The organism is Hymenobacter sp. UYAg731 (assembly GCF_054061335.1).
Genome location: NZ_JBSSEC010000010.1, coordinates 18,907 through 39,426, shown reverse-complemented (window position 1 = coordinate 39,426; position 20,520 = coordinate 18,907). Strand labels below are relative to the sequence as shown.

General features: G+C 61.1%; 14 protein-coding genes and 1 riboswitch. Of the genes, 7 read left to right on the top strand and 7 right to left on the bottom strand.

Annotation, left to right across the window (positions count from 1 at the left end):
- The first annotated feature begins 23 nt into the window (after positions 1 to 23).
- Positions 24 to 1,241 (top strand): DUF1501 domain-containing protein, encoded by a 1,218-nt coding sequence (locus tag ACVWYF_RS22060; protein ID WP_457072292.1) that lies wholly within the window; start codon positions 24 to 26, stop codon positions 1,239 to 1,241.
- 209 nt (positions 1,242 to 1,450) lie between these two features.
- Here the strand turns inward: ACVWYF_RS22060 and ACVWYF_RS22055 are convergent, their stop codons facing one another.
- From ACVWYF_RS22055 to ACVWYF_RS22045, 3 genes are all read right to left on the bottom strand, one after another.
- Positions 1,451 to 2,305 carry a hypothetical protein gene (locus tag ACVWYF_RS22055; protein WP_457072290.1) on the bottom strand — a complete coding sequence of 285 codons (855 nt, stop codon included), beginning with the start codon at positions 2,303 to 2,305 and terminating at the stop codon, positions 1,451 to 1,453.
- A 179-nt stretch (positions 2,306 to 2,484) separates the two neighbouring features.
- Positions 2,485 to 3,252, bottom strand: a complete 768-nt coding sequence (locus tag ACVWYF_RS22050) for an alpha/beta fold hydrolase (RefSeq protein WP_457072288.1) — start codon at positions 3,250 to 3,252, stop codon at positions 2,485 to 2,487.
- A 38-nt stretch (positions 3,253 to 3,290) separates the two neighbouring features.
- Positions 3,291 to 4,367, bottom strand: coding sequence for a LacI family DNA-binding transcriptional regulator (locus ACVWYF_RS22045; protein WP_457072285.1), 1,077 nt, complete (start codon positions 4,365 to 4,367; stop codon positions 3,291 to 3,293).
- Between the two features lie 204 nt (positions 4,368 to 4,571).
- Between ACVWYF_RS22045 and ACVWYF_RS22040 the strand changes: the two genes are divergently transcribed.
- The 3 genes from ACVWYF_RS22040 (at position 4,572) to ACVWYF_RS22030 (ending at position 9,258) form a co-directional block, all read left to right on the top strand.
- On the top strand, positions 4,572 to 7,397 hold the full coding sequence (locus ACVWYF_RS22040; protein ID WP_457072282.1) for a bifunctional transaldolase/phosoglucose isomerase: 2,826 nt from the start codon (positions 4,572 to 4,574) through the stop codon (positions 7,395 to 7,397).
- 95 nt (positions 7,398 to 7,492) lie between these two features.
- Positions 7,493 to 8,677, top strand: coding sequence for an AAA family ATPase (locus ACVWYF_RS22035; RefSeq protein WP_457072279.1), 1,185 nt, complete (start codon positions 7,493 to 7,495; stop codon positions 8,675 to 8,677).
- A gap of 32 nt (positions 8,678 to 8,709) precedes the next feature.
- A complete protein-coding gene (locus ACVWYF_RS22030; protein WP_457072276.1) occupies positions 8,710 to 9,258 on the top strand; it encodes a hypothetical protein in 549 nt (182 codons plus the stop codon).
- Positions 9,259 to 9,336: 78 nt separating this feature from the next.
- On the opposite strand, the gene ACVWYF_RS22025 is transcribed toward ACVWYF_RS22030, so the two are convergent.
- The gene (locus tag ACVWYF_RS22025; protein ID WP_457072273.1) at positions 9,337 to 9,774 is read right to left on the bottom strand and encodes a hypothetical protein; all 438 of its coding nucleotides are present in this window, start codon (positions 9,772 to 9,774) and stop codon (positions 9,337 to 9,339) included.
- A 72-nt stretch (positions 9,775 to 9,846) separates the two neighbouring features.
- On the bottom strand, positions 9,847 to 11,790 hold the full coding sequence (dxs, locus tag ACVWYF_RS22020; protein ID WP_457072270.1) for a 1-deoxy-D-xylulose-5-phosphate synthase: 1,944 nt from the start codon (positions 11,788 to 11,790) through the stop codon (positions 9,847 to 9,849).
- A 312-nt stretch (positions 11,791 to 12,102) separates the two neighbouring features.
- Between dxs and ACVWYF_RS22015 the strand changes: the two genes are divergently transcribed.
- The gene (locus tag ACVWYF_RS22015; RefSeq protein ID WP_457072268.1) at positions 12,103 to 15,099 is read left to right on the top strand and encodes a TonB-dependent receptor domain-containing protein; all 2,997 of its coding nucleotides are present in this window, start codon (positions 12,103 to 12,105) and stop codon (positions 15,097 to 15,099) included.
- Between the two features lie 138 nt (positions 15,100 to 15,237).
- The gene (locus ACVWYF_RS22010; RefSeq protein ID WP_457072266.1) at positions 15,238 to 16,317 is read left to right on the top strand and encodes a lysylphosphatidylglycerol synthase transmembrane domain-containing protein; all 1,080 of its coding nucleotides are present in this window, start codon (positions 15,238 to 15,240) and stop codon (positions 16,315 to 16,317) included.
- Positions 16,318 to 16,370: 53 nt separating this feature from the next.
- On the opposite strand, the gene ACVWYF_RS22005 is transcribed toward ACVWYF_RS22010, so the two are convergent.
- Both ACVWYF_RS22005 and ACVWYF_RS22000 read right to left on the bottom strand, forming a co-directional pair.
- The gene (locus tag ACVWYF_RS22005; RefSeq protein WP_457072264.1) at positions 16,371 to 18,920 is read right to left on the bottom strand and encodes an erythromycin esterase family protein; all 2,550 of its coding nucleotides are present in this window, start codon (positions 18,918 to 18,920) and stop codon (positions 16,371 to 16,373) included.
- 161 nt (positions 18,921 to 19,081) lie between these two features.
- On the bottom strand, positions 19,082 to 19,501 hold the full coding sequence (locus ACVWYF_RS22000) for a hypothetical protein (RefSeq protein WP_457072262.1): 420 nt from the start codon (positions 19,499 to 19,501) through the stop codon (positions 19,082 to 19,084).
- A 185-nt stretch (positions 19,502 to 19,686) separates the two neighbouring features.
- Between ACVWYF_RS22000 and ACVWYF_RS21995 the strand changes: the two genes are divergently transcribed.
- Positions 19,687 to 19,968 carry a LysM peptidoglycan-binding domain-containing protein gene (locus ACVWYF_RS21995; protein WP_457072260.1) on the top strand — a complete coding sequence of 94 codons (282 nt, stop codon included), beginning with the start codon at positions 19,687 to 19,689 and terminating at the stop codon, positions 19,966 to 19,968.
- A gap of 324 nt (positions 19,969 to 20,292) precedes the next feature.
- Positions 20,293 to 20,408: riboswitch (SAM riboswitch) on the top strand.
- The last annotated feature ends 112 nt before the right edge of the window (positions 20,409 to 20,520 follow it).

The window sequence follows — 20,520 nt, the reverse complement described above, 5'->3', positions numbered from 1 at the left end:
CCTCCCTCCTTCCCGATATAGCTATGGCTTCCACCCGCCGCGAATTTCTCCGTACCTCCGCTTTAGCCAGCACCTTACTGCTGGTGCCCAAGTTTCTGCACGCCCTGGACCGAGGACCGGGGCTGGCCGGCCTGCGCGATGCCACCGGGGCACGCCGCCTCATTGTGGTGCAGCTCAGCGGGGGCAATGATGGGCTGAATACCGTCATCCCCTATCGCAACGACCTGTATTACAAGGCCAGGCCCACGCTCAGCATCAAAGAATCCGAGGGTATTCTGGCGTTGGATAAAGACATGGGCCTGCACCCGGCGTTGAAGGGTCTGAAAGGCCTGTACGACCAGGGCCAACTAGCCGTGCTGAACTCGGTGGGCTACCCCAACCCCGACCGCTCGCACTTCCGCTCGATGGACATCTGGCAGTCCGGCTCGGGCTCCGACCAAGTGGTGAGCACCGGCTGGCTGGGCCGCTACCTCGACTCCAGCTGCCCCGATTGCCAGCGCCCCTACAACGCGCTCGAAATCGACGACACGCTGAGCCTGGCCCTGAAAGGCGGCCAGCGCAAGGGCCTAGCCCTAAAAAACCCCGATAAATTCCACCAAATCAGTCAGAACCGCCTGCTGGCCAAGGTGAGCAAAGAAACCGCGCCCGCTCATCAGGAGCAAGTCGATTACCTGTATAAGACGCTGGCCGAAACCGCGTCTTCGGCCGATTATCTGTACGACAAATCTAAAATCTACAAGTCGGCCGTGACGTACCCGAATTCTGACTTCGGCAAAAACCTGAAAACCACCGCCGAGCTTATCAATTCCGGTGTGGAATCCCGGGTGTATTACCTGGCCCTGAGCGGCTTCGACACCCACGTCCGCCAGCACGAGCAGCAGCAGCGCCTCTTCAACGACCTCGGCGACGGCCTCGCCGCCTTGGCCGACGACCTGCGCCAGCACGACCAGTGGAACAACACGCTAGTACTGGTATTCAGTGAGTTCGGTCGGCGCGTGGGCCAGAACGCCAGCAACGGCACCGACCACGGCACGGCCAACAACGTGTTCCTGGCCGGCGGTGCGCTCCAGAAAAAAGGCGTAATTAACAACGCTCCCGACCTCGTGAACCTCGACCAGGGCGACCTGCGCCACCAGGTCGACTTCCGCAGCATCTACGCCAGCATACTCAAAGACTGGCTCGGGGCCGACGACACGGCCATTCTGGGCACGGGCTTCGAGCGAATGAGCGGGCTGGTGTAGCCGCGCCGTCTGTCATTACGAGGCCGTAGGCCGTGGCAATCCGTCCTCTCGATGCGACCAACCCCAAGATGTGACGAAGCCTTTTTTAACAACGAAAAGCCCCGATACTGTTACGTATTGGGGCTTTCTGGTAAAAGAGAATAGCTTGGTTCTGCCAAGACGGATTGCCGCGTTGCGCTGCGCTCCACTCGCAATGACAGACGGCGTAGCTACAGCGGCACATTGAACCCGAAGGCCCAGATGGCTTGCAGCGACCCGAAAACGTGGGTGGCGCGTCCCTGCCGGTCGTCGCCGAGGAAGGTGTTGGTGTAGTCGGCGAAGGCCCCTTGGATGTCGGTTTGCAGGAAGAAATAGCGGAGAATATCCGCCTTCAGGCCCACGCTGGTGCCCACCACCAGGCCGTGGTAATGGAACGGCCCCTCCTGGTGGTTGCCCAGCACGGTGGAAATGGTATAGGAAATCATGGGGCCGGCTCCCACCTTACCCACGGCGCTCACTTTCAGAAGGCGACGGTCCCATAGCACCTTGTGTTTCACCAGGTTTATCATGAGGTAGTTGTTGCCGTTGGTGTGCTGGAGGTGTACGAAATCGGGCGTCACCAGCGTATCTTTATCGAGGTAGCGCCCCCGAATCTGGCCCCGGACGTGGATAATCTGGTTGTCATCGACCACGTACTTGAGGTGGTTCCAGCTCGCTTCGATGCCCAGGTTGTGCTTGTCGTGAAACAGGTAGCCCAGCGTCATATCATACTGCGGGATGGTCCAGGAATTGAACCGCCAGAAATCCTTGAAATCGGGCTTGTCGCTGGCGTGCGCGTTCACGAAAGTGAAGTCGTAGTTGTCGGTTTTGGTGTTTTTGAAGCGGATGTCGCTGCGCGTGTACCAATCGCGGTTGTAGCCCCAGCTGAAATACAGGCTGCCGTGCGGCTTGAGTTCGGGCGGCAGTGGGGCGGCAGTGGGGGTTGCGGCAATAGCAATCGGGTCGGTAGCCGGAGCCAGGGGTTGGGCCATGAGTGGCCCGGCAAGGCCCATCAGCAGGCCCGACAGTAAAAAGAAAAATCTCATTAAAATGAATAAATAAATTTTGCGATAAAGCTTAACTAAAAAAGCGCGCGAAGTTAAGCCGCAAGTCTGCCAATTGTTTAGCTTAGTCAGACTGCCATCCCGAATTATCCCAAATCATAAAGCTGGCGCAGGAAATAAATACGCTTCACTGGTGCCAAAGCGCTGCTGCCGGCTACTTCCTACCGCCCAAACACCGCCGCCGCCAGCGCCAGCACGGCCCGACGCGTGACTTCAGGCTGCTCCAGGTACGAGAGGTGCCCGCTGCCTTCCAGAAACAGCGCCGAGCCCACCGGCGGCAGGGCGGCCTGGCGCACGGCATCGTCGAAATGCACGGCCACGTCGTGCTTGCCGGCCACCAGCAGCACCGGGAAGGGGGCTTTGGCCAGCACCTGGGTGCGCTCCGGGCGGGCGGCCATGCCGCGCAGCGCCCCGGTGATGGTACTGGCCGGCGTGGCCTTGCCAATTTCCTCCAGCAGGCCGCGGGCGTCGGTCAGCTTGTCGCGGTTGGTGGGGGCGAAGAGCGGGCGCACGAACGACTCCATGAACTTGCCCACGCCGTGGCGCTCCACGAAGCTGATGTTCTTTTCGCGGTTCTGGCGCTTCTCATCGGTATCGGGCAGGGCCGTGGAGTTGATGAGCGCCAGGCCGGCCACGCGCTGGGGCCAGCGCTCGGCCAGGGCCAGGGCCACGTAGCCGCCCATGCTGTGGCAGACCAGCAGCACCGGGTCGGGGCAGCCTTTCTGGTTGAGGTAGTCGATGACGTGGCGGGCCTGCGCTTCCATCGAAAAATCGGGCACTGGGGCCAGGTTGGTGCCGTGGCCGGGCAGGTTGGGGGCCAGCAGCCGGTAGCCGTCGGGGAAGGCGCGGGTGAAGTCGGTCCACACCTCGCGGCTTTCGGCAAAACCGTGGAGGAAAACGATGGTGGATGGGTTGGAGGCGGGCGTCATAGAGGCAAAAGTAACGCCCCTCCTTTTTGCCTCCTTATTTATTTCCCGCCCTGTTCTGCCCGCCGCAGCGACGATTCCCGCACGAACAACTGCGGCTGCAACACCACCTGCCGCTGCGAAAATGCCGTGCCCTCGGCCGCCACCAAATCGGTGAAGAGGCGGAAGGCGGCCTGGCCCATTTCCTCGCAACGCTGGTCCACGGAGGTGAGGTTGGGCTCGGCCACCATGGTCAGGGCCTCGTTGCTGAAGCCGGCCAGGGCCACCTCCTGCGGCACGCGCAGCCCCCGGCTTTTCAGCACCTGCAATGCACCGAGAATGGCTGAGTCGCCGGCCGCGAACACGGCATCGGGCGGTTTGGGCAGGGCCAGCAGCTGCTTCATGCATTCCTGGCCGCCTTCCAGGGTCATGTCGCAGTCGATAATTAAGCTTTCGTCCGGGGCGATGCCTTGGCTTTGCAGCGCATCGAGGTAACCCTGGCGGCGGTTGCGGTAGATGTTGAGGTGCTGCGGGCCGGCCAGGTGCGCCACGCGGCGGCAGCCCTGCTCCAGCAAATGGCGGGTGGCCTGGAAGGCCCCGTCCTGGTCGTTGAACACCACGGCATTCACGCTTTCGCCCTCCAGCAGGCGGTCGAAAAACACCAGCGGCACGCCCCGCTTGCGCACTTTGTCGAAGTGCCGGAAATCGAGCGTGGTGCGTGACACCGACACCAAAATACCCGCCACCTGCGCGCTGAGCAGCGTTTCGAGGTTCTTGCGTTCCTGGGCCACATCTTCGTTCGACTGGCAGATGATGACGCTGTAGCCGGCCTTGCTGGCGGCGGTTTCGATGCCGTGGACTACCGAGGCAAAAAAGCGCCCTTCGATGTAGGGCACAATCACGCCCAGCAGCGTGCTGGTGCCCTTGCGCAGGGATGAAGCCATGCGGTTGGGCTGGTAGTTCAGCTTTTTGGCCAGCTTGAGCACAGCCTGCTTGGTGGCCGGCCCGATGCTGTGGTGGTCGCTCAGCGCCCGCGAAATCGTGGTCATCGACACGCCCAGCTCCCGGGCCAAATCGGCCATGGAAACGGGGCTGTGGGCCGCGTCGGCGGGGTTGGAAGAAGGGCGGCGTCCGGCCATTTTAATACGGAGATAGGTAGCGCTACAGGGCGTAAAGCTAGTAGAAGTGCCGCAACGATTGCGCGGCGGCCCGGTTCTAACCCGGCAGTTTGCCGTAGAAGGAAGTAATTTTTTAACGCAGATTCCATAATTACGCCACCCGGAACGGTACAACAACGCCCGTCTTTCCGGACCTTTGGCCCCATCTGAACCAATTGCGACTCCATGAACCCTCTCGTTGACATCCGCCAGTTCGACCAAAGCCTGTGGCTGGACTTTATCAGCCGCCCCATCATCATCGACGGCAAGCTCCAGCGCCGCATCAGCGACGAAGCTCTGCGCGGCGTAACCTCGAACCCGGCCATTTTCGCTAAGTCCATCGGCGACACCGCCGACTATGATTCGGCCATCAAGGCACTGGCTTTGCAGGGCAAAACCACCGACGAAATCTACACCAACCTGGCCGTATCCGACGTGCAGGCAGCTACCGACCTGTTCCGCCCGCTCTACGACGGCCCCGACCACGGCTCCGACGGCTACGTGAGCCTCGAAGTATCGCCCGAGTTGGTGAACGACACCGAAGGCACCATCGCCGAGGCCCTGGCCCTGTGGAAAGCCGTGAACCGCCCCAACGTGATGATAAAAGTGCCGGCCACGCTCGAAGGCCTGCCCGCCATCCGCCGCCTCATTTCGGAAGGCGTGAACGTAAACGTAACCCTGATTTTTGGCCTGGAGCGCTACCGCCTGGTGGCCGAAGCCTTCATCGCCGGCCTCGAAGACCGCGCCGCGAAAGGCGAGCCGCTGGCCCGCATCGACTCGGTGGCCAGCTTCTTCCTCAGCCGCATCGACGTGCTGATTGACCCGCAGTTGGAGAAAATCGCGACCGAAGGCGGCGAGAAAGGCAAGCTCGCCGAAAGCCTCGTGGGCGAAGTGGCCATTGCCAGCGCCAAGCAGGCCTACCAGATTTACAAGGAGATTTTCTCGGGTCCGCGCTGGGAAGCTCTGGCTGAAAAAGGTGCCCCCACCCAGCGCCTGCTGTGGGCCAGCACCGGCAACAAAAACCCCAAATACGACAACCTGCGCTACGTCGACGGCCTCATCGGCCCGCACACGGTGAATACCGTGCCGGTGGAAACGCTGGACCTGTTCGGCAAAAGCGGCAAGGTGGCCGTAACCATCGAAGACAATCTGGAGCACTCCAAAGAAGTGCTGGCCCACCTGCCCGAGCTCGGCCTTAACCTCGAAGCGCTGACCCAGCACCTCGAAGAAGACGGCGCGACCAAGTTCAAGGAGCCCTTCGCCAAGCTGATGCAGTCCATTGAGAAGAAGCGCGCCCTGGCCGTGGAAGCCCAGGTGGACGACTCCAAAATGGAGCTGGGCCAGTACCAGCCCGCCGTGGATGCGCAGATTGCCAAGTTCAAGGCCGATAATTTTGTGCACGGTTTCTGGGACAAGAAAGCTGATTTGTGGACGGCCGACGAGGCCGGCCGGCACAGCATCCGCAGCTACATGGGCTGGCTGCGCGTGGCCGAAACGATGGTCGGCGCGGTAACTGAAATCGAGCAGTTCGTGCATGAGGTACAGGCCGCTGGCTTCAAGCACGTCGTGGTGATGGGCATGGGCGGCAGCACGATGGCCCCCATCGTGTTCAAATCTGCATTTGCAAAAGGCGAAAACGGCCTGCCGATGTCGGTGCTCGACACCACCGACCCCGGCGCGGTGCGGGCCATCGAAGCGGAGCTGCCGCTGGCGGAGACGCTGTTCATCGTGGCCAGCAAATCCGGCACCACGGCCGAGCCGCTGGCTTTCGGCGACTATTTCTACGCCAAGATGAAGGAAATCAAGGGCGACCAGGCCGGCGAAAACTTCGTGGCCATCACCGACCCCGGCTCCAAGTTCGTGACCGATGCCACGGCCGCCAAGTACCGCCGCATCTTCCTCAACTTCCCCGAGGTGGGCGGCCGGTTCTCGGCCCTCACCTACTTCGGCCTGGTGCCGGCAGCCCTCTACGGCCTGCCAATCGGCGAGATTCTGGAACGCGCCATTCTGATGATGCGCGCCTGCGGAGCCTACGGCCCGACGGATAAAAACCCCGGCCTCGAATTCGGCACTGCCCTGGGCGTGCTGGCCGCGCAGGGCCGCGACAAGCTCACCATCGTGGTGCCCGAGGCCCTGCACGACCTCGGCCTGTGGCTGGAGCAGCTCATCGCCGAAAGCACCGGCAAAGAAGGCAAGGGCATCCTGCCCGTGGCCGGCGAGCCGCTGGGTGAGCCCGGCATCTATGGCACCGACCGCGTGTTTGTGTACGTAGGCTACAAGGGCCAGGCCGACGAGGCCAACACCAGCAAGCTGGCCGCCCTGGCCGCCGCCGGCCACCCCATTATCACCCTGCTGATGGCGGATGCCTTCGACCTCGGCCAGGAGTTCTACCGCTGGGAAGTGGCCACGGCCGTGGCCAGCGCCGTGTTCCAGATTAACCCCTTCGACCAGCCCAACGTGCAGGCCGCCAAAACGGCCACCGATAAGCTGATGAAGGCCGTGGAAACCGAAGGCAAGCTGCCCGAAACCGAAGCCCCTGCCGCCAGCGAAAACGGCGTGGATTACTACACTGCCGCCCACGGCGATGGCGCGACCGGCGTGCTCAAAGCCTTCTTCGCGCAAGCGAAGCCCGGCGATTTCGTGTGCCTGCAAGCCTACCTCACCGAAACGCCCGCCGTGAGCGCCAGCCTGCTGGCCCTGCGCCAGCGCGTGATGCAGGAGCTGCACCTGGCCACTACCTCGGGCTACGGCCCGCGCTTCCTGCACAGCACCGGCCAGTACCACAAAGGCGGCCCTAACACGGGCCTGTTCATCCAGTTCACCGACGACAACCCGCAGGACCTGGCCCTGCCCGGCCGCCCCTACACCTTCGGCACGTTCAAGAATGCCCAAGCCCTCGGCGACCTGCAGGCCCTGCTCGACAACGGCCGCCGCACCCTGCGCGTGAACCTCGGCAACGATGCCGAAGCAGGTCTGAAAACGATGCTGGCCGCCCTGCCGCCGCTGAAGTAACTCCCGTAGCTTCGTTTACCCCTGCCACGCGGCGGTTCCCGGCAACGGGGGCCGCCGCGTGTTACTTTTGGGCCAGTCCCATTGTTGAGAATCCCATGAACGAGCAGCTAGTTGTCAAGAATTTCGGCCCCATCAAAGATGCCACCGTGGACTTCAAGCGCGTCACCGTTTTCATCGGCCCGACGGGCGGCGGGAAGAGCACGCTGGCGAAGCTGGCGGCGATTTTACAAGGAGGTCAAGTAAAAGTCATTAATAGCATCGTCACTATTGATGCAGATTTAACCCAGTTCAATATTGGTAATTATAAGAATCACGACTCGTTTATTAATTGGAAGAAATCTTCTGAAAACAACTTCACAGTAGACAGACCACTATCCCTTGAAATTGAAATAAATGATGTCCTAATTAACGCGCAGGGATTGGATGAATTCATTGATAGAATGGCAAGTGGGCTTTCGGAAAATCCGCATATCGAAGCTATTATGAAGAAGGCATTTAAAGAGGCCGCAATCAATCAAATCGCAGGTGAACATTTCAACGCTAACCCTAGTCTGATAAATTATATCCCGACAGAAAGGGTTTTTGTACCTGCTATTGAGTACTCTTGGGCTGGCTTGATGCGCGATGATATTGGCTTGCCAAAGGCAGTCCTAGAATTCGCTAATGACTTCTCATTATCTCGGAAAGAAGTCTTAGAACTTGAGATACCTTTTCTTAATATCAGGTATCTGCATATCAATGGCCGCGACTTTATCAAAATCCCCGAGCGCGAAGAGCCATTAATGCTGCTTGAAACCGCTAGCGGCATCCAATCCGTCACGCCGCTGCTGGTGCTGCTGGAGCATCTGAGCCGCAACACTGAGCAGGTGCAGAGCTTCATCATTGAAGAGCCGGAGTTGAACCTCTACCCCACGGCCCAGCAAGGGCTGCTGAACTGGCTGGTGGAGAAATGCACTAAGGGCGAAAACGACCTGACGATTACCACGCACAGTCCCTACCTGCTGGCGCATTTCAACCTGTTGCTCTACGCCTACCAGGTGGCCGAAAACCACCCGGACCGGGCCGAGGACGTGGCGAAGATTGTGCCCCGCGAAAGCTGGATTAACCCCAAGGAATTTGCGGCCTACCACGTCGAAGGGCAAAAGGAAAACGGGGTGCGCTCCATTGTCAATCCCGAAACCGGCCTCATCAGCTACAACGGTCTGGACTCGACGGCGAGCGCGGAAACGGCCGAGTTCGAGAAGCTGCTCGACATTAACGCGGGGCTGGAAGTCGAATGATTGACCGCGTGCGAACCTCGTTTGTCGCGCAGTTGAGCGCTACCGCCCACTGCCTGCAAGAACTTACCCACTCCGAGTTTCACGTCCACGACCCGCACGCCGAGCGCGAAGGGTCCGGGCCTTGCTACGTGGTGACTACCGGGATACTGGCGAAGGCCGACTTGCACGTCCGCAACGCTGAGCGGCGGGCCGTACATTTCATTGCCATCGACCAATGCCTCTACGACAATTCCAACCCCAGCAAATGCGACTGCGCCTTGGTGAGCGGCGACAAAATATACTTCGTCGAGTTCAAAAACTCCGAAAACCACGTCGATGCGGCCATCCCGAAAGCCAACACCAACCCGGGCGATTGCCTCAATCAATTAGCGGCCAGCATCCGTGATTTCTACGACCGCCGCATCATCAACCCCGGCCAAACCGTGTATGCTTACGCCAGTGTCGGCTATCCCCGGCACCGTCCGCAAAGTGGCGCGCACCATCTGGACCAGCTCAATTCTTTACAGCAAAAGATTCAGCAGGGCAGCACCCGCTCTATTCGGTTACGCTATTGCAGTGAAAGCGAATTAGACATCAAGTAGCACAAAGAAGCCCCCGCAGCGCTTGCTACGGGGGCTTCTTTGCGCAATTCCCGGCCGCAAAGGCAGGGTAGAGACTGCTTAAAACTGGATGTCAGCGAAAGTCCCTACCACTTCTCCAACGACAGGGAAGGTGGCGCGAAAACTCCCGTTCACGAGCTTGGTTTGCGGGTCGTAGGTCGTTGTGCCGGTAAAGTTGGTGCCCGTCACCCCGTCCAAGGTGCCGGTCAGGGCATTGGTGGTGTAGCTGGCCGGGGCCGTGCCTTTGGTAAAATACAGCACCATCGTTTTACCGGTACTCACCTTGCCCGAGAAGCTCAGGCGCGGCGAGCCGGTCTGGTAGCCGCCATCAATTACGTGCGCCTCGTTGAGGTCGTAGACCGGCGCACCAGCTTCAGAGACGGTCACCTTGATTGTGGAAGCCGTTGGAGTTGGGGCCGGCGTGGGGTCGTCTTTCGAGCAACCCATTAGCAGGGTGCCAGCCAATAGAAGCGGGGCCAGGAAATTAGCATTTTTCATAATCGTGTTGGTTAGGTAGAAACATTGCCGCGCTCGTCGCGCAATCCGGCAAATATACCGGCGTAGCAATCCTTAAACCAACGATTGCAGCACTTGATTCCCCACCTTGGCGCTCAGCTCGCGCACGGCCTGGGCGATACCGGCCGCATCGAAGCCGCACTCTTTGTAGAGCTCGTCCTGGGTGCCGTGCTCCACCACACGGTCAGGGATGCCGAGGCGGACGACGGGTAGGTTGAAGCCATGGTCGGCGAGGAATTCGAGCACGACCGAGCCGAAGCCGCCGGGCAGGCAGCCGTCTTCCACCGTCACGATGGCGCGGTAGCGGTGGGCCACGTCGCGCAGCATTTCCTCGTCCAGGGGCTTGCAGAAGCGCATGTCGTAGTGGCCCGCGTCGAGGCCTTCGGCGGCCAGGGTTTCGGTGGCCTTCACGGCGTAGTTGCCGATGTGGCCGATGCTGAGGATGGCCACACCGCCCTCTTGGCCCTCGCGCACCACGCGGCCCGTGCCGATGGCCACGCGCTGGAGCGGCGTGCGCCACTCGGGCATCACGCCCTCACCGCGCGGGTAGCGGATGCTGAAGGGGCCGGCGTTTTCGGGCAGGGTGGCGGTGTACATCAGGTTGCGCAGCTCCTGCTCGTTCATCGGGGCCGATACTACGATGTTGGGAATGCAGCGCATGAAGGCCAGGTCGTAGCAGCCGTGGTGGGTGGGGCCGTCGGCCCCGGCAAAGCCGGCGCGGTCGAGGCAGAACACCACATGCAGGTTTTGCAGCGCCACGTCGTGAATAACCTGGTCGTAGCCCCGCTGCATGAACGAGGAGTAGATGTTGCAGAATGAAATGAGCCCCTGCGTAGCCAGGCCGGCTGAGAACGTGACGGCGTGCTGCTCGGCAATGCCCACGTCGAAGGCGCGGGTGGGCATGGCGGCCATCATGATGTTCAGCGACGAGCCCGAGGGCATGGCCGGCGTCACGCCCATGATTTTGTCGTTGGCCTCGGCCAACTCCACCAGCGTATGGCCGAACACGTCCTGATACTTGGGAGCCTGGGGTTTCTCGTGGGTCTTTTTGTAGATCTCGCCCGTGATTTTGTCGAACAAACCCGGCGCGTGCCACAGCGTCTGGTCCTTCTCCGCCAGCGCGTAGCCCTTGCCCTTCACGGTCACGCAGTGCAGCAACTTGGGGCCGGGAATGGATTTCAGGTCGTTGAGGATAGTGACGAGGTGCTGCACGTCGTGGCCATCGACGGGGCCGAAATAGCGGAATTTCAGGGCCTCGAACAGGTTGCTCTGCTTCATCAGGGTCGCCTTCATGGCGGCCTCTACTTTGCGGGCAATCTGCTGGGGGTTGGGGCCGAATTTGCTCAGCTTGCCGAGGACATTCCAGAGCTCGTCGCGCACCTTGTTGTAGGTGCGGGAGGTAGTGATATCGGTAAGGTATTCCTTGAGCGCGCCCACGTTGGGGTCGATGCTCATGCAGTTGTCGTTCAGCACGACAATCATGTTGTTGTTGAGCACGCCGGCCTGGTTCATCGCCTCAAAGCTCATGCCGGCCGTCATGGCCCCGTCGCCGATTACGGCGATGTGCTGGCGGTCGAATTCGCCCTTGTAGTCCGAGGCCACGGCCATGCCCAGCGCCGCCCCGATGCTGGTGCTGCTGTGGCCCACGCCGAAGGCATCGTAGGGGCTTTCGCTGCGCTTGGGGAAGCCCGACATGCCGCCGTAGCGCCGATTAGTGGGGAAACGCTCGCGGCGGCCGGTGAGGATTTTGTGGCCGTAAGCCTGGTGGCCCACGTCCCAGATAAGCTGGTCGTGGGGCGTATCGAACACGTAATGCAGCGCTACGGTCAACTCAACCACGCCCAGCGAGGCCCCGAAGTGGCCACCGTAGATGCTGACGGAATCGATGATAAAGTCGCGCAGCTCGGTGCTGAGCTGGACTAACTGCTCGGGGGCGAGCTTTTTGAGGTCGTCGGGCGAGTCAATTGCCGCGAGCAGCGGGCCGGGTTCAACTATCATCAGGGCAGGCGTGGTGGGTTGGGTGACGGAAGGTAACCGCCTGACCCGCTAAAAGATTATCGGGCTGGCACAAAGGTACGACGGCGGGCGAAGTGCGGTTGTTAGAAGCGACGGAATTCGGGGCTTGGTCGGGGTTAGGGGTATGATAATCTAGTTTTCTGCCCGAAAGGCCTTCGGGGCGAGGAACTTTGCGTAATGCGCAGGCCCGGAATAGCGATATAGCCACCAACCGGCGCGCCCCACAAACAACAAAAGTACCGGGAGGATGCAACCCTCGGCCCCAATTACGGCACTTTGGCCGTTATGAATTGTATGAGACGAACCTTACCGGCTTCCGCCGTATTATTTTCCGCCCTGCTGGGCATCAACCAGTTAGCCGTTGCGCAGCAAGGGCCGCCCACGGGCACCCGCCCCGCTACGGCGGCTCCGGCCGCGCCGCGCGCGGCGGCGGGCCGCGTGAGCGGTACCGTGACCGATGCCACCACCGGCAAGCCGGTATCCTACGCCACGGTGGCGGTGCTAGACGCGGCGGGCGCGCCCGTGAACGGCGGCGTGGCCGGCGATGATGGCAAATTCGTACTGGCCGGCATTCCGGCCGGGACGTACACGGTGCAAATCAGCCTTCTGGGCTATAAAAATGAGGACCGTCCCGGCGTGATAGTGCCCGCCGGCGGCGTGATTAATCTGGGCACCGTGGCGCTGGGCACTTCGTCCCAGAAGTTGGGCGAAGTAGTAGTGACGGGCCAAAAGGCCATCATCGAGGAGCGGGTGGACCGCACGGTGTACAACGCCGAAAACGACCAGACCGCCCGGGGCGGCGATGCCACCGACGTGCTCAAGCGCGTGCCCCTGCTGAGCGTGGATTTGGATGGCAACGTGAGCCTGCGCGGTTCCAGCAACATCAAGGTGCTCATCAACAACAAGCCCTCGACCATCGCGGCCAACAGCATTGCCGACGCTTTGAAGCAGATTCCGGCCGACCAGATTAAGACGGTGGAGGTCATCACCTCGCCCTCGGCCAAGTACGACGCGGAGGGTTCGGGCGGTATTATCAACATCATCACCAAGAGCAACAACCTGCGCGGGGCCACGCTGGGCATCGACGTCAGCGCCGGCACCCGCAGCAGCAACCTGAGCCTGAATGGCAGCCTGCGCACCGGCAAAATGGGCTTCTCGCTGGGCGGTTTCGGCCGGGCACAGTACAACGTGCCGGGCGAGTTCAGCAACACGCAGGTGACGCGCAGCATTGCCGACGACTCGGCCACCACCACGCTGCAATCGGCCAACACGCGCCTGCAACAGATTTTTGGGCGCTACACGCTGGGCTGGGATTATGATATTGACAAGTTCAACTCGCTGCAAGCTTCGGTGGCCTACGGCACCCGCAGCGGCCAGAACTACCAGGATGGCCTGCTGCGCACCAGCTACGCCGGCGCTTTCGCCACGGGCGCGCCCCTGAGCACCGACCAGCGCGACACCTACTCCAAGGACCTGTCGGGTACCGTGGATGCCAGCCTGAACTACTCGCACAGCTTCGAGAAGCCGCAGCACGAAATCAGCCTGCTGACCTTGTTTAGCCGCAACGACCGCACCAACAGCTTTACCAACAACATTCTGAGCACTTCCGATGCGGCCAGCCTAACGCGCCGGATTGTGAACGACAACCCGAGCTACAACGAGGAATACACGGTGCAGCTGGATTATCAGAACCCCATCAGCAAAACCCAGATTCTGGAGATGGGCGCGAAGAATATTCTGCGCCGCGTGAATTCGGACTACGCCACCACCAACTATGGGGCCAATGGCGAAGTACTGCCCAATGTGGGGCTACTGAACTCCAGCAACGTATTTACCTACCGCCAGAACGTAACGGCCGGCTACGTGGCCTACACCCTGGGCCTGCCCAAGGGCTTCACACTCAAGCCGGGTCTGCGCTACGAATACACGACTATTCAGGCCGATTTTGCCAAGACTGACACGGCGAAAACCAACATTCCTAACTATGGCGTGCTGGTGCCCAGCGTGAACTTCTCGCGCAAGCTCGCCAACGGCAACGTGCTGAAACTGGCTTATAACAAGCGGATTCAGCGCCCTTCGCTGCAGTTTCTGAACCCCAACGTAAGCGCGCAGAACCCGAAGAACATCAGCAAAGGTAATCCGTCGCTGGCCCCCGAATATACCGATAACTACGAATTAGGCTACAGCACCGCATACAAGCGCTTGAACCTGAATTTCAGCTCATTTGTGCGCAATACTACAGGTTCTATCGAGGCGTTGCGCACGGTACGCGGCCTTGATACAGTGCAAACCAGCTACGCCAACATCGGCCGGCAGACGGCCTACGGCGGCAGCCTGTTCGCCAACATCAACAACGGCAAGCTCAGCCTGAACGCCGGCACTGATTTCTACTACGTCACCCTCACCAACAACGTGCCCGATGCCAATTTCAACGCCGCTAATGAAGGCTTTGTGATGAGTGGCCGCGTGTTTGGCTCCTATAATTTCACGCCGGTGTGGGGCCTGCAGGCCTTCGCCTTCTACCGAGGCAACCAGGTGCAGCTGCAAGGCACCCAAAGCAGCTTCGGCGTGTACAGCCTCAGCGTGAAGCGCGACTTCGCCGAGAAGCGCGGCAGCATCGGCTTCGGGGCCGAGAACTTCTTCACGCCCAGCATCACCATTCGCAACACCGTGGTGTCGCCGCTCATCGACCAAGCCAGCCGCAACGTGCTGCACAACATGAGCTTTAAGGTGAACATCAGCTACCGCATCGGCAAGCTCACAGTGGCCCCGCCCACGCGTCGCGGCAAGAGCATCAACAACGACGACCTCAAAAGCGGCGGCGAAGGCGGCGGCGGTGACATTGGCAGCGGTGGTGGTGGCGGTGGCGCTCCTGGCGGTGGCGGCGCTCCTGGCGGTGGCGGCGCTCCTGGCGGCGGCGGCGCTCGCCCGGCCGGCGCGCCAACTGGTGCGCCCGCTGGCATGGCCCGCCCCGGTGGCTACCCCGGCGCAGCGCCGGCCGGCGCTGGTGGCCGCCCCGGCGGCTACCCCGGCCAGCAGCGCGGCACTGCGCCCGCCGACAGCATTTCCGGCAAGCCGGCTACCGACAGCACCGGCCGCTCCCAGCCCGGGCAGCGCCCCGGCGGCTATCCCGGGCTGCGCCCCGCCACGGCCCAGCCCGCCGACTCGACCAATCGCCAGACCCCGGCTCCGGCCACCAGCCCCCTCAACGCACCGGCCAACGCGCCCTCGCCCGGCACCAGCACGCCCAACGGCACGGTACCGGCAGGCAGCCCCGGCGGCCGGCCCTAGCCCAACACTGCGGGTTATCAATGAAAACGTCATGCTGAGTTTATTCCGGCATGACGTTTTTCATAACCCCTTAATCCATTTTTAATCAGCCGCCGGCCGGCTACCCCCTACTTTTGCCCGGCTGCTTTATTTCCTTCGATGACCGATAAAACCCTCGCTCCCCTGCCCGAAGACGACGCGCATTTTTTGCAGCGCTTGCAGCCCTCGCGGCTCATTCTGCCCGTCGTGATTGGCCTGAGCGTGGTAGGGTTTATGTTCTGGCGCAGCTACAAGCCGGGCGATTTGGCCCCGCTGGGCCACGCCCGGTGGGAGTGGCTGCTGGTCACGCTGCTGGTGCTGCTGGCCCGCGATTTTGGCTACATCTACCGCATCCGGCACATTGCCGAGCGTGAGCTGAGCTACCGCCAAAGCCTCGACGTGATTATGATTTGGGAGTTCGCCTCCTGTGTCCTGCCGTCGGCGGTGGGCGGCACGGCGGTGGCCTCCTTTATTCTGAACAAGGAAGGGATTCCGCTGGGCAAGTCGCTGGCCTACATTATGGTTACCGCCCTGATGGACAACCTGTACTACGTCATCATGGTGCCGCTGGTGGTGAGTATTGCCGGGGCCGGGCTCTACCCGCACGAGGCCATGCAGGGCGCGTTCATCGCCACGTTGCGCGTGGCGTTCATCATCAGCTACGTGGCCGTCACGGCCTACGCGGGGCTGATGCTGTACGCCATTTTCATCAATCCGAAATCGGTGCGGCGGCTGTTGGTGCGGCTGTTCTCGTTCCGGCTGCTGCGGCGCTGGCAGCGCTCGGCCTACAAGCACGGCCAGGGCATGATGGAGGCATCTATCCAGCTGCGCGGCAACCCAGCCATCTACTGGGTGCGGGCGGCGGGCAGCACGTTCTTCGTCTGGACGGCCCGCTACCTGGTTATCGGCTGCCTCATTGCCGCCTTCGTGCCCATGGATGCTGATACGTTCCTGTTCATCTTCGCCCGCAATCTCACCTACAAAGTGCTGCTGCTGCTGGCCGTCACGCCGGGCGGCGCGGGCATCGTGGAAGGGGCATTTCCCACGTTTTTCGGCAAGTTCATCGGCACGGCCACCCTCACCAGCTTCATGGTGCTGCTGTACCGGGTGGTCACGTACTACCTGTATTTGGTGCTGGGCACCATTTTTCTGCCGCGCTGGGTGGCGCGGGTGTTTGCGAAAAAGGGAGTTAAAAGCTAAAAGTGAGGAGTGAGGAGCAGTCTATTTCTAACTCCTCACTTTTAACTTTTAACTCATTTCCCCGCCGTGGGGCGCGAGTAGGTTTGCCAAAATCCGGGGTGATATTCGGCGAGTTTTAACTCTTCCAACTCGTGCCCTACCAGCCGCAGCTCGGTTTTGGGGTTGGGCGGCGGCAAGGCGGTACCCACCGGTAAATCGGTGAAATATTCGTCGCAGAATTTCTGGGTGTAAAAGGGTTTGCCGCCAATGACGCGGCCTGCCCCGATGCCCTGCCCCGTGCTGTGGCGCACGTGGTAGCGGCCACTTGCTCCTTTGGCATACTCCACCACATGGTCGGTGCGCGAATCGGTCAGAATGGTGTTGTAGAGACGGGAAACGAAGTCGTGTTTTGGCGCGTGCTTATGCGCCACGGCGTTCCATTTCACCGTGTCTTTTTCCCACAGGGCCTCGTAGCGGGTCACGGCATAGTCGCGCTGCTGAATTTCGAGCCGGCCCGAATACCCGGCTTCGAGGTAAGTGCCGGTGCTGCGATGGCTGGCTCTTTTCACGGCGAAGCTCATCAGGTACACGGTTTCGCCCCCGCGCACCAGCACGCTGTCTAGGTGAAAGCGAAACTTATTCACAGTGCTGGTTTTGAAAAGGGGCGAGATGCGAACCGGGTCGGCGGCGGCGGCATAAAACCCCTGGCCGTTCTCAATCAGGTCCGACGCTCGCATGAGCGCGGCGGGGCGTTTCAGCACATGCGCTTCCTGCACCCTAATCTGATGCTGGGCCCCCCACATCAGGAAGCCGCCATTCCAGTTACGGTAGCCAGCCGGCTCAAACGTTTGGCTCACGTATTCTGCCTCGTAGCGCAGCGTATCGAAGTTGATAACCCGCCGCCGGGTGTACAGTTGCGCCGAGTAATCGGCCTGTTCGTAGTTCTGCGGAGCTGCCGCCAGTACCTTCTTCATAATCTTGCGCGGGTTGAGGCTTTCGCCGCGCACCTGCACGTCCTTGAGTTCGTAGGCGGCCGGGGCCAGCCGCACGGTCAGTAGTTCGTCGGTGGTGGCAGCTACCGTGGCGGAGGCGTAGCCCACGCTGCTCACCTGCACCGGCCCGCTGGCCCGCAGCACGAAGCGGCCCTGCCCGTCGGCCACCGTGCCCACGCCCTGGGCGGACACCGAGACCGAAGCGTAGGGCACCGGCTGGCCGGTTTTGCGGTCGAGCACCACGCCGCGCACCAAGGCGGTGGCTCCGGCAGCGGCGGCCCGCACGCGGCGGGGCAGGGCCGCCGGATTCAGTGCGCCTGGACTGGTACGGGCCACCGTGCTATCGACCGAAGCTGCTTCGGCAACAACAGCACCGGCCGCTGCGCCGTGCGGCGGGCTCACACCGCGCAAAAACAGGAAGCCATCTACCGCTTCGCTCCACGGGCCGGCAACAGGCTGATAGTCCAACGCATACGTGGTCAGGCGCTGGCCCGGCGCGTCGTGCTTCAGGCTCACGAAGGCGTAGTCGGCGGGCTGGGCCAGCAGGCCGGCTTCGAGCGAGCCGGCCACCGGTGCGGGCACCGGCTTGTAGCCCATGGCCGGGAAGCCGTGGGTGCCACTGCCCGCCAGCGTGCCCAGAATGTATACCTGGTCGGGGCCGAGGCCATCCTTCACGGCCCGGCCCATGGGCCGGTAGGCCTGCATTTCGGCATTATCGAAGTGGTCGGTGCGGTTGGCCAGGTGGGGCAGGGCGGCCCAACAAACCACCTTTTCCTGCGGGTGCTGCTTCACATACCACAGCAGGTTGTCGGCCATCTGGGCATCGCGCGGGTTGCTGTCAGTTGCCTTGAACTCCTGCTCCGTTTTCGCGCCGGGGTCGTTCAGGGCATAGTCGCGGGCCTGAGCCAGCAGGCTGCGCAGGTTTTGCTGCCAGAACGTGGCTTCGGTGCGCCGCTTCGCGTCGGAACCGGTGGCGGCTTTGTTCACCAGCTTGGCCACTTTGGCCATTTCCTTCTCAAACTCGGCGAGCGTGGTGGTGGGCACAAATGAGAAATGCTCACCCATGAAACCGATGACCTGCTCAAGGTAGTCATAATTGAGCAGGGCCGCGCTCTTATCCGGAGCCAGGAATTCCTCCAGGTCGTCCACCATATCGCCGCTGTACTCGCCGGTCAGCTGCGGGTCGAAGCCGGCCACGCGCAGCCCTTGCCGGCCCAGCAGTGGCAAAATGCCCTGAAACTCCTGCGTCGATGTCCAGACCGGAAACACGCTGTTGCCAATGGCCTCCTGCGCCGGGCGGCCAGCCTCCAGCGCCTGCTGGGCCTTGTGCAAGTCATAAAACCCGCTCTCAAACGCCACCGTGGTGAAGCCCATTTGCTGGCGCAAAAAGCGCAGGAGCCGGATTTTGGCTTCGAACACGTTGCCTTCGCCGTGGCTGGGCTCGCCCAGCATCACCACCCGAGCCGGGCCGATTTCCGCTTTCAGGAATTCCAAATCCCGGAAATCGGTATCCGTCGGGTTGATGCTACGCACTGCGTGGGTGGGCAGCGGATTAGGGGCCTGGGCATAGGCCGCCGGCGCGAACAGGGCCACCGCGAGTAGCGCGGTGGCCGCTTTCAGATGAGTAAACATCAACAGAAAAAAGGAGGAGGAAAGCCGCACAGCGCGGTCGGAATTGGCAGAAAGGTAGCGCACTGAGGCAAAAACGAATGGCGCTGGCGGGAATTCTGCCACAAAAAAAGCCCCGAACCGGCGTGGTTCGAGGCTTTTCGTTTGGTTGATTCCGGAATGGTTTACTCGGCTTCGAGCATCAGGGCGGCCCCGTCGGCCGATTTCAGCGTGAGCTTTTTGTCAGTGAGGGTTTCCACGGCGAAGGTGTTGCTGGTAGTGGTACCGTCGGGGGTCATGGTGACAGTTTTGCCGGCTTGGTCAAACGTGTATTTGCCCGAAACGGCCCCGCTGGCCCCGGTCATGTTGTAAGTACCGTTGGCGAAAATGCGCAGTTCTTCCTGCTTTTGGGCGTCAGTTTGCTTTACTTTGTCGCCGGCGGTATCGGTTTCCTTGGCGGTTTTCCACACCTTGCTATCGGTGCCGTACAGCATGTTCACGCCCTCCACTTTGCCTTTATCGTTGCTGCACGAAGCGGCAAAAAGCGACACAAGCAGCAGCAGACTGGCGAAGTAACGGAGCGAAAAAAGGGACTGGAGTTTCATGGGCAAAAAGGGTGATGGTGAAAGAATGAAAGTGACACGCGAGGTGCGGACTCGTCGGCTTACGACGCAGACGCAAAAGAGTTTAGAGCGCAACCCCGCTTGGGCTTGCCCGTATAGCAACCCGGTCGGCCCGCTCACAAGCGCTTTCGGCAGCACTCATCTCTCCATTTAACCTCACTGATACCATGGGACTCTTCGATTTCATCAGCGACAAAGGCGACCAGAAGCCCGCAGAGCCCGCGGCTAAGCCGGCGGCTGGCGGCACCGATTTTTTTGGCAATGCCAAACCGGAAGCCACCGGCAACACGTATACCGTTGTCAGCGGTGATTCCCTCTCCAAAATAGCAAGACACCACTACGGCGACGCCGCCAAGTGGCACCAGATATACGACGCCAATAAGGCGCTCATCGGCGACAACCCTGACCACATTGAAGTGGGACAGGTGTTGACCATACCTAGTCTCTAGGTACTTTTTTGCAGAAAAAAGGTGAGAAAAGCCACTCTGTTTCAGGGTGGCTTTTTTGCGTTTGGTGGGGTCATAAGGGCGATGCTCCCAGAACGTCATGCCGAGCGTAACCGGGGCATCTCGCTCGGGAGAGTAAACCAATCGTGGAAAAAAACTCAGCAGTAGCACGCGAGATGCCTCGGCTACGCGCGGCATGACGTTCCAGACGTTCACCAACACCCCACCAAAAATATTTTCACTCCCCCGCTTGCCCATCCCAAAAATTCTCCCGTACATTTGCCAATACCAAACAGGTACTCCCCGCTAACGGTGGGCAGTTTTCAAGTTTTATACAGAAGTGGCGAGAGACTAGGCTCCGTGACCCACTGGCAACCTTCGCAAAACGAAAGGTGCCAATTCCTACCCACCCGCAGCTTCGGCCGCGCTGGGACAGATGATTCGAGTGCCATGGAAAATCCCTCACATCCTGCTTTTTTTCTCCCGAATGCTCCGGCTGCTTTTCGCGCCCTGGCATCGGGTTTCTTCGTTTCGGCCGATGGCGGCCGGATTGTG

Coding starts and splice junctions, on each gene's coding strand:
- ACVWYF_RS22060 (WP_457072292.1), top strand. CDS start 24: ATGGCTTCCACCCGCCGCGAATTTCTCCGTACCTCCGCTTTAGCCAGC.
- ACVWYF_RS22055 (WP_457072290.1), bottom strand. CDS start 2,305: ATGAGATTTTTCTTTTTACTGTCGGGCCTGCTGATGGGCCTTGCCGGG.
- ACVWYF_RS22050 (WP_457072288.1), bottom strand. CDS start 3,252: ATGACGCCCGCCTCCAACCCATCCACCATCGTTTTCCTCCACGGTTTT.
- ACVWYF_RS22045 (WP_457072285.1), bottom strand. CDS start 4,367: ATGGCCGGACGCCGCCCTTCTTCCAACCCCGCCGACGCGGCCCACAGC.
- ACVWYF_RS22040 (WP_457072282.1), top strand. CDS start 4,572: ATGAACCCTCTCGTTGACATCCGCCAGTTCGACCAAAGCCTGTGGCTG.
- ACVWYF_RS22035 (WP_457072279.1), top strand. CDS start 7,493: ATGAACGAGCAGCTAGTTGTCAAGAATTTCGGCCCCATCAAAGATGCC.
- ACVWYF_RS22025 (WP_457072273.1), bottom strand. CDS start 9,774: ATGAAAAATGCTAATTTCCTGGCCCCGCTTCTATTGGCTGGCACCCTG.
- dxs (WP_457072270.1), bottom strand. CDS start 11,790: ATGATAGTTGAACCCGGCCCGCTGCTCGCGGCAATTGACTCGCCCGAC.
- ACVWYF_RS22015 (WP_457072268.1), top strand. CDS start 12,103: ATGAGACGAACCTTACCGGCTTCCGCCGTATTATTTTCCGCCCTGCTG.
- ACVWYF_RS22010 (WP_457072266.1), top strand. CDS start 15,238: ATGACCGATAAAACCCTCGCTCCCCTGCCCGAAGACGACGCGCATTTT.
- ACVWYF_RS22005 (WP_457072264.1), bottom strand. CDS start 18,920: ATGTTTACTCATCTGAAAGCGGCCACCGCGCTACTCGCGGTGGCCCTG.
- ACVWYF_RS22000 (WP_457072262.1), bottom strand. CDS start 19,501: ATGAAACTCCAGTCCCTTTTTTCGCTCCGTTACTTCGCCAGTCTGCTG.
- ACVWYF_RS21995 (WP_457072260.1), top strand. CDS start 19,687: ATGGGACTCTTCGATTTCATCAGCGACAAAGGCGACCAGAAGCCCGCA.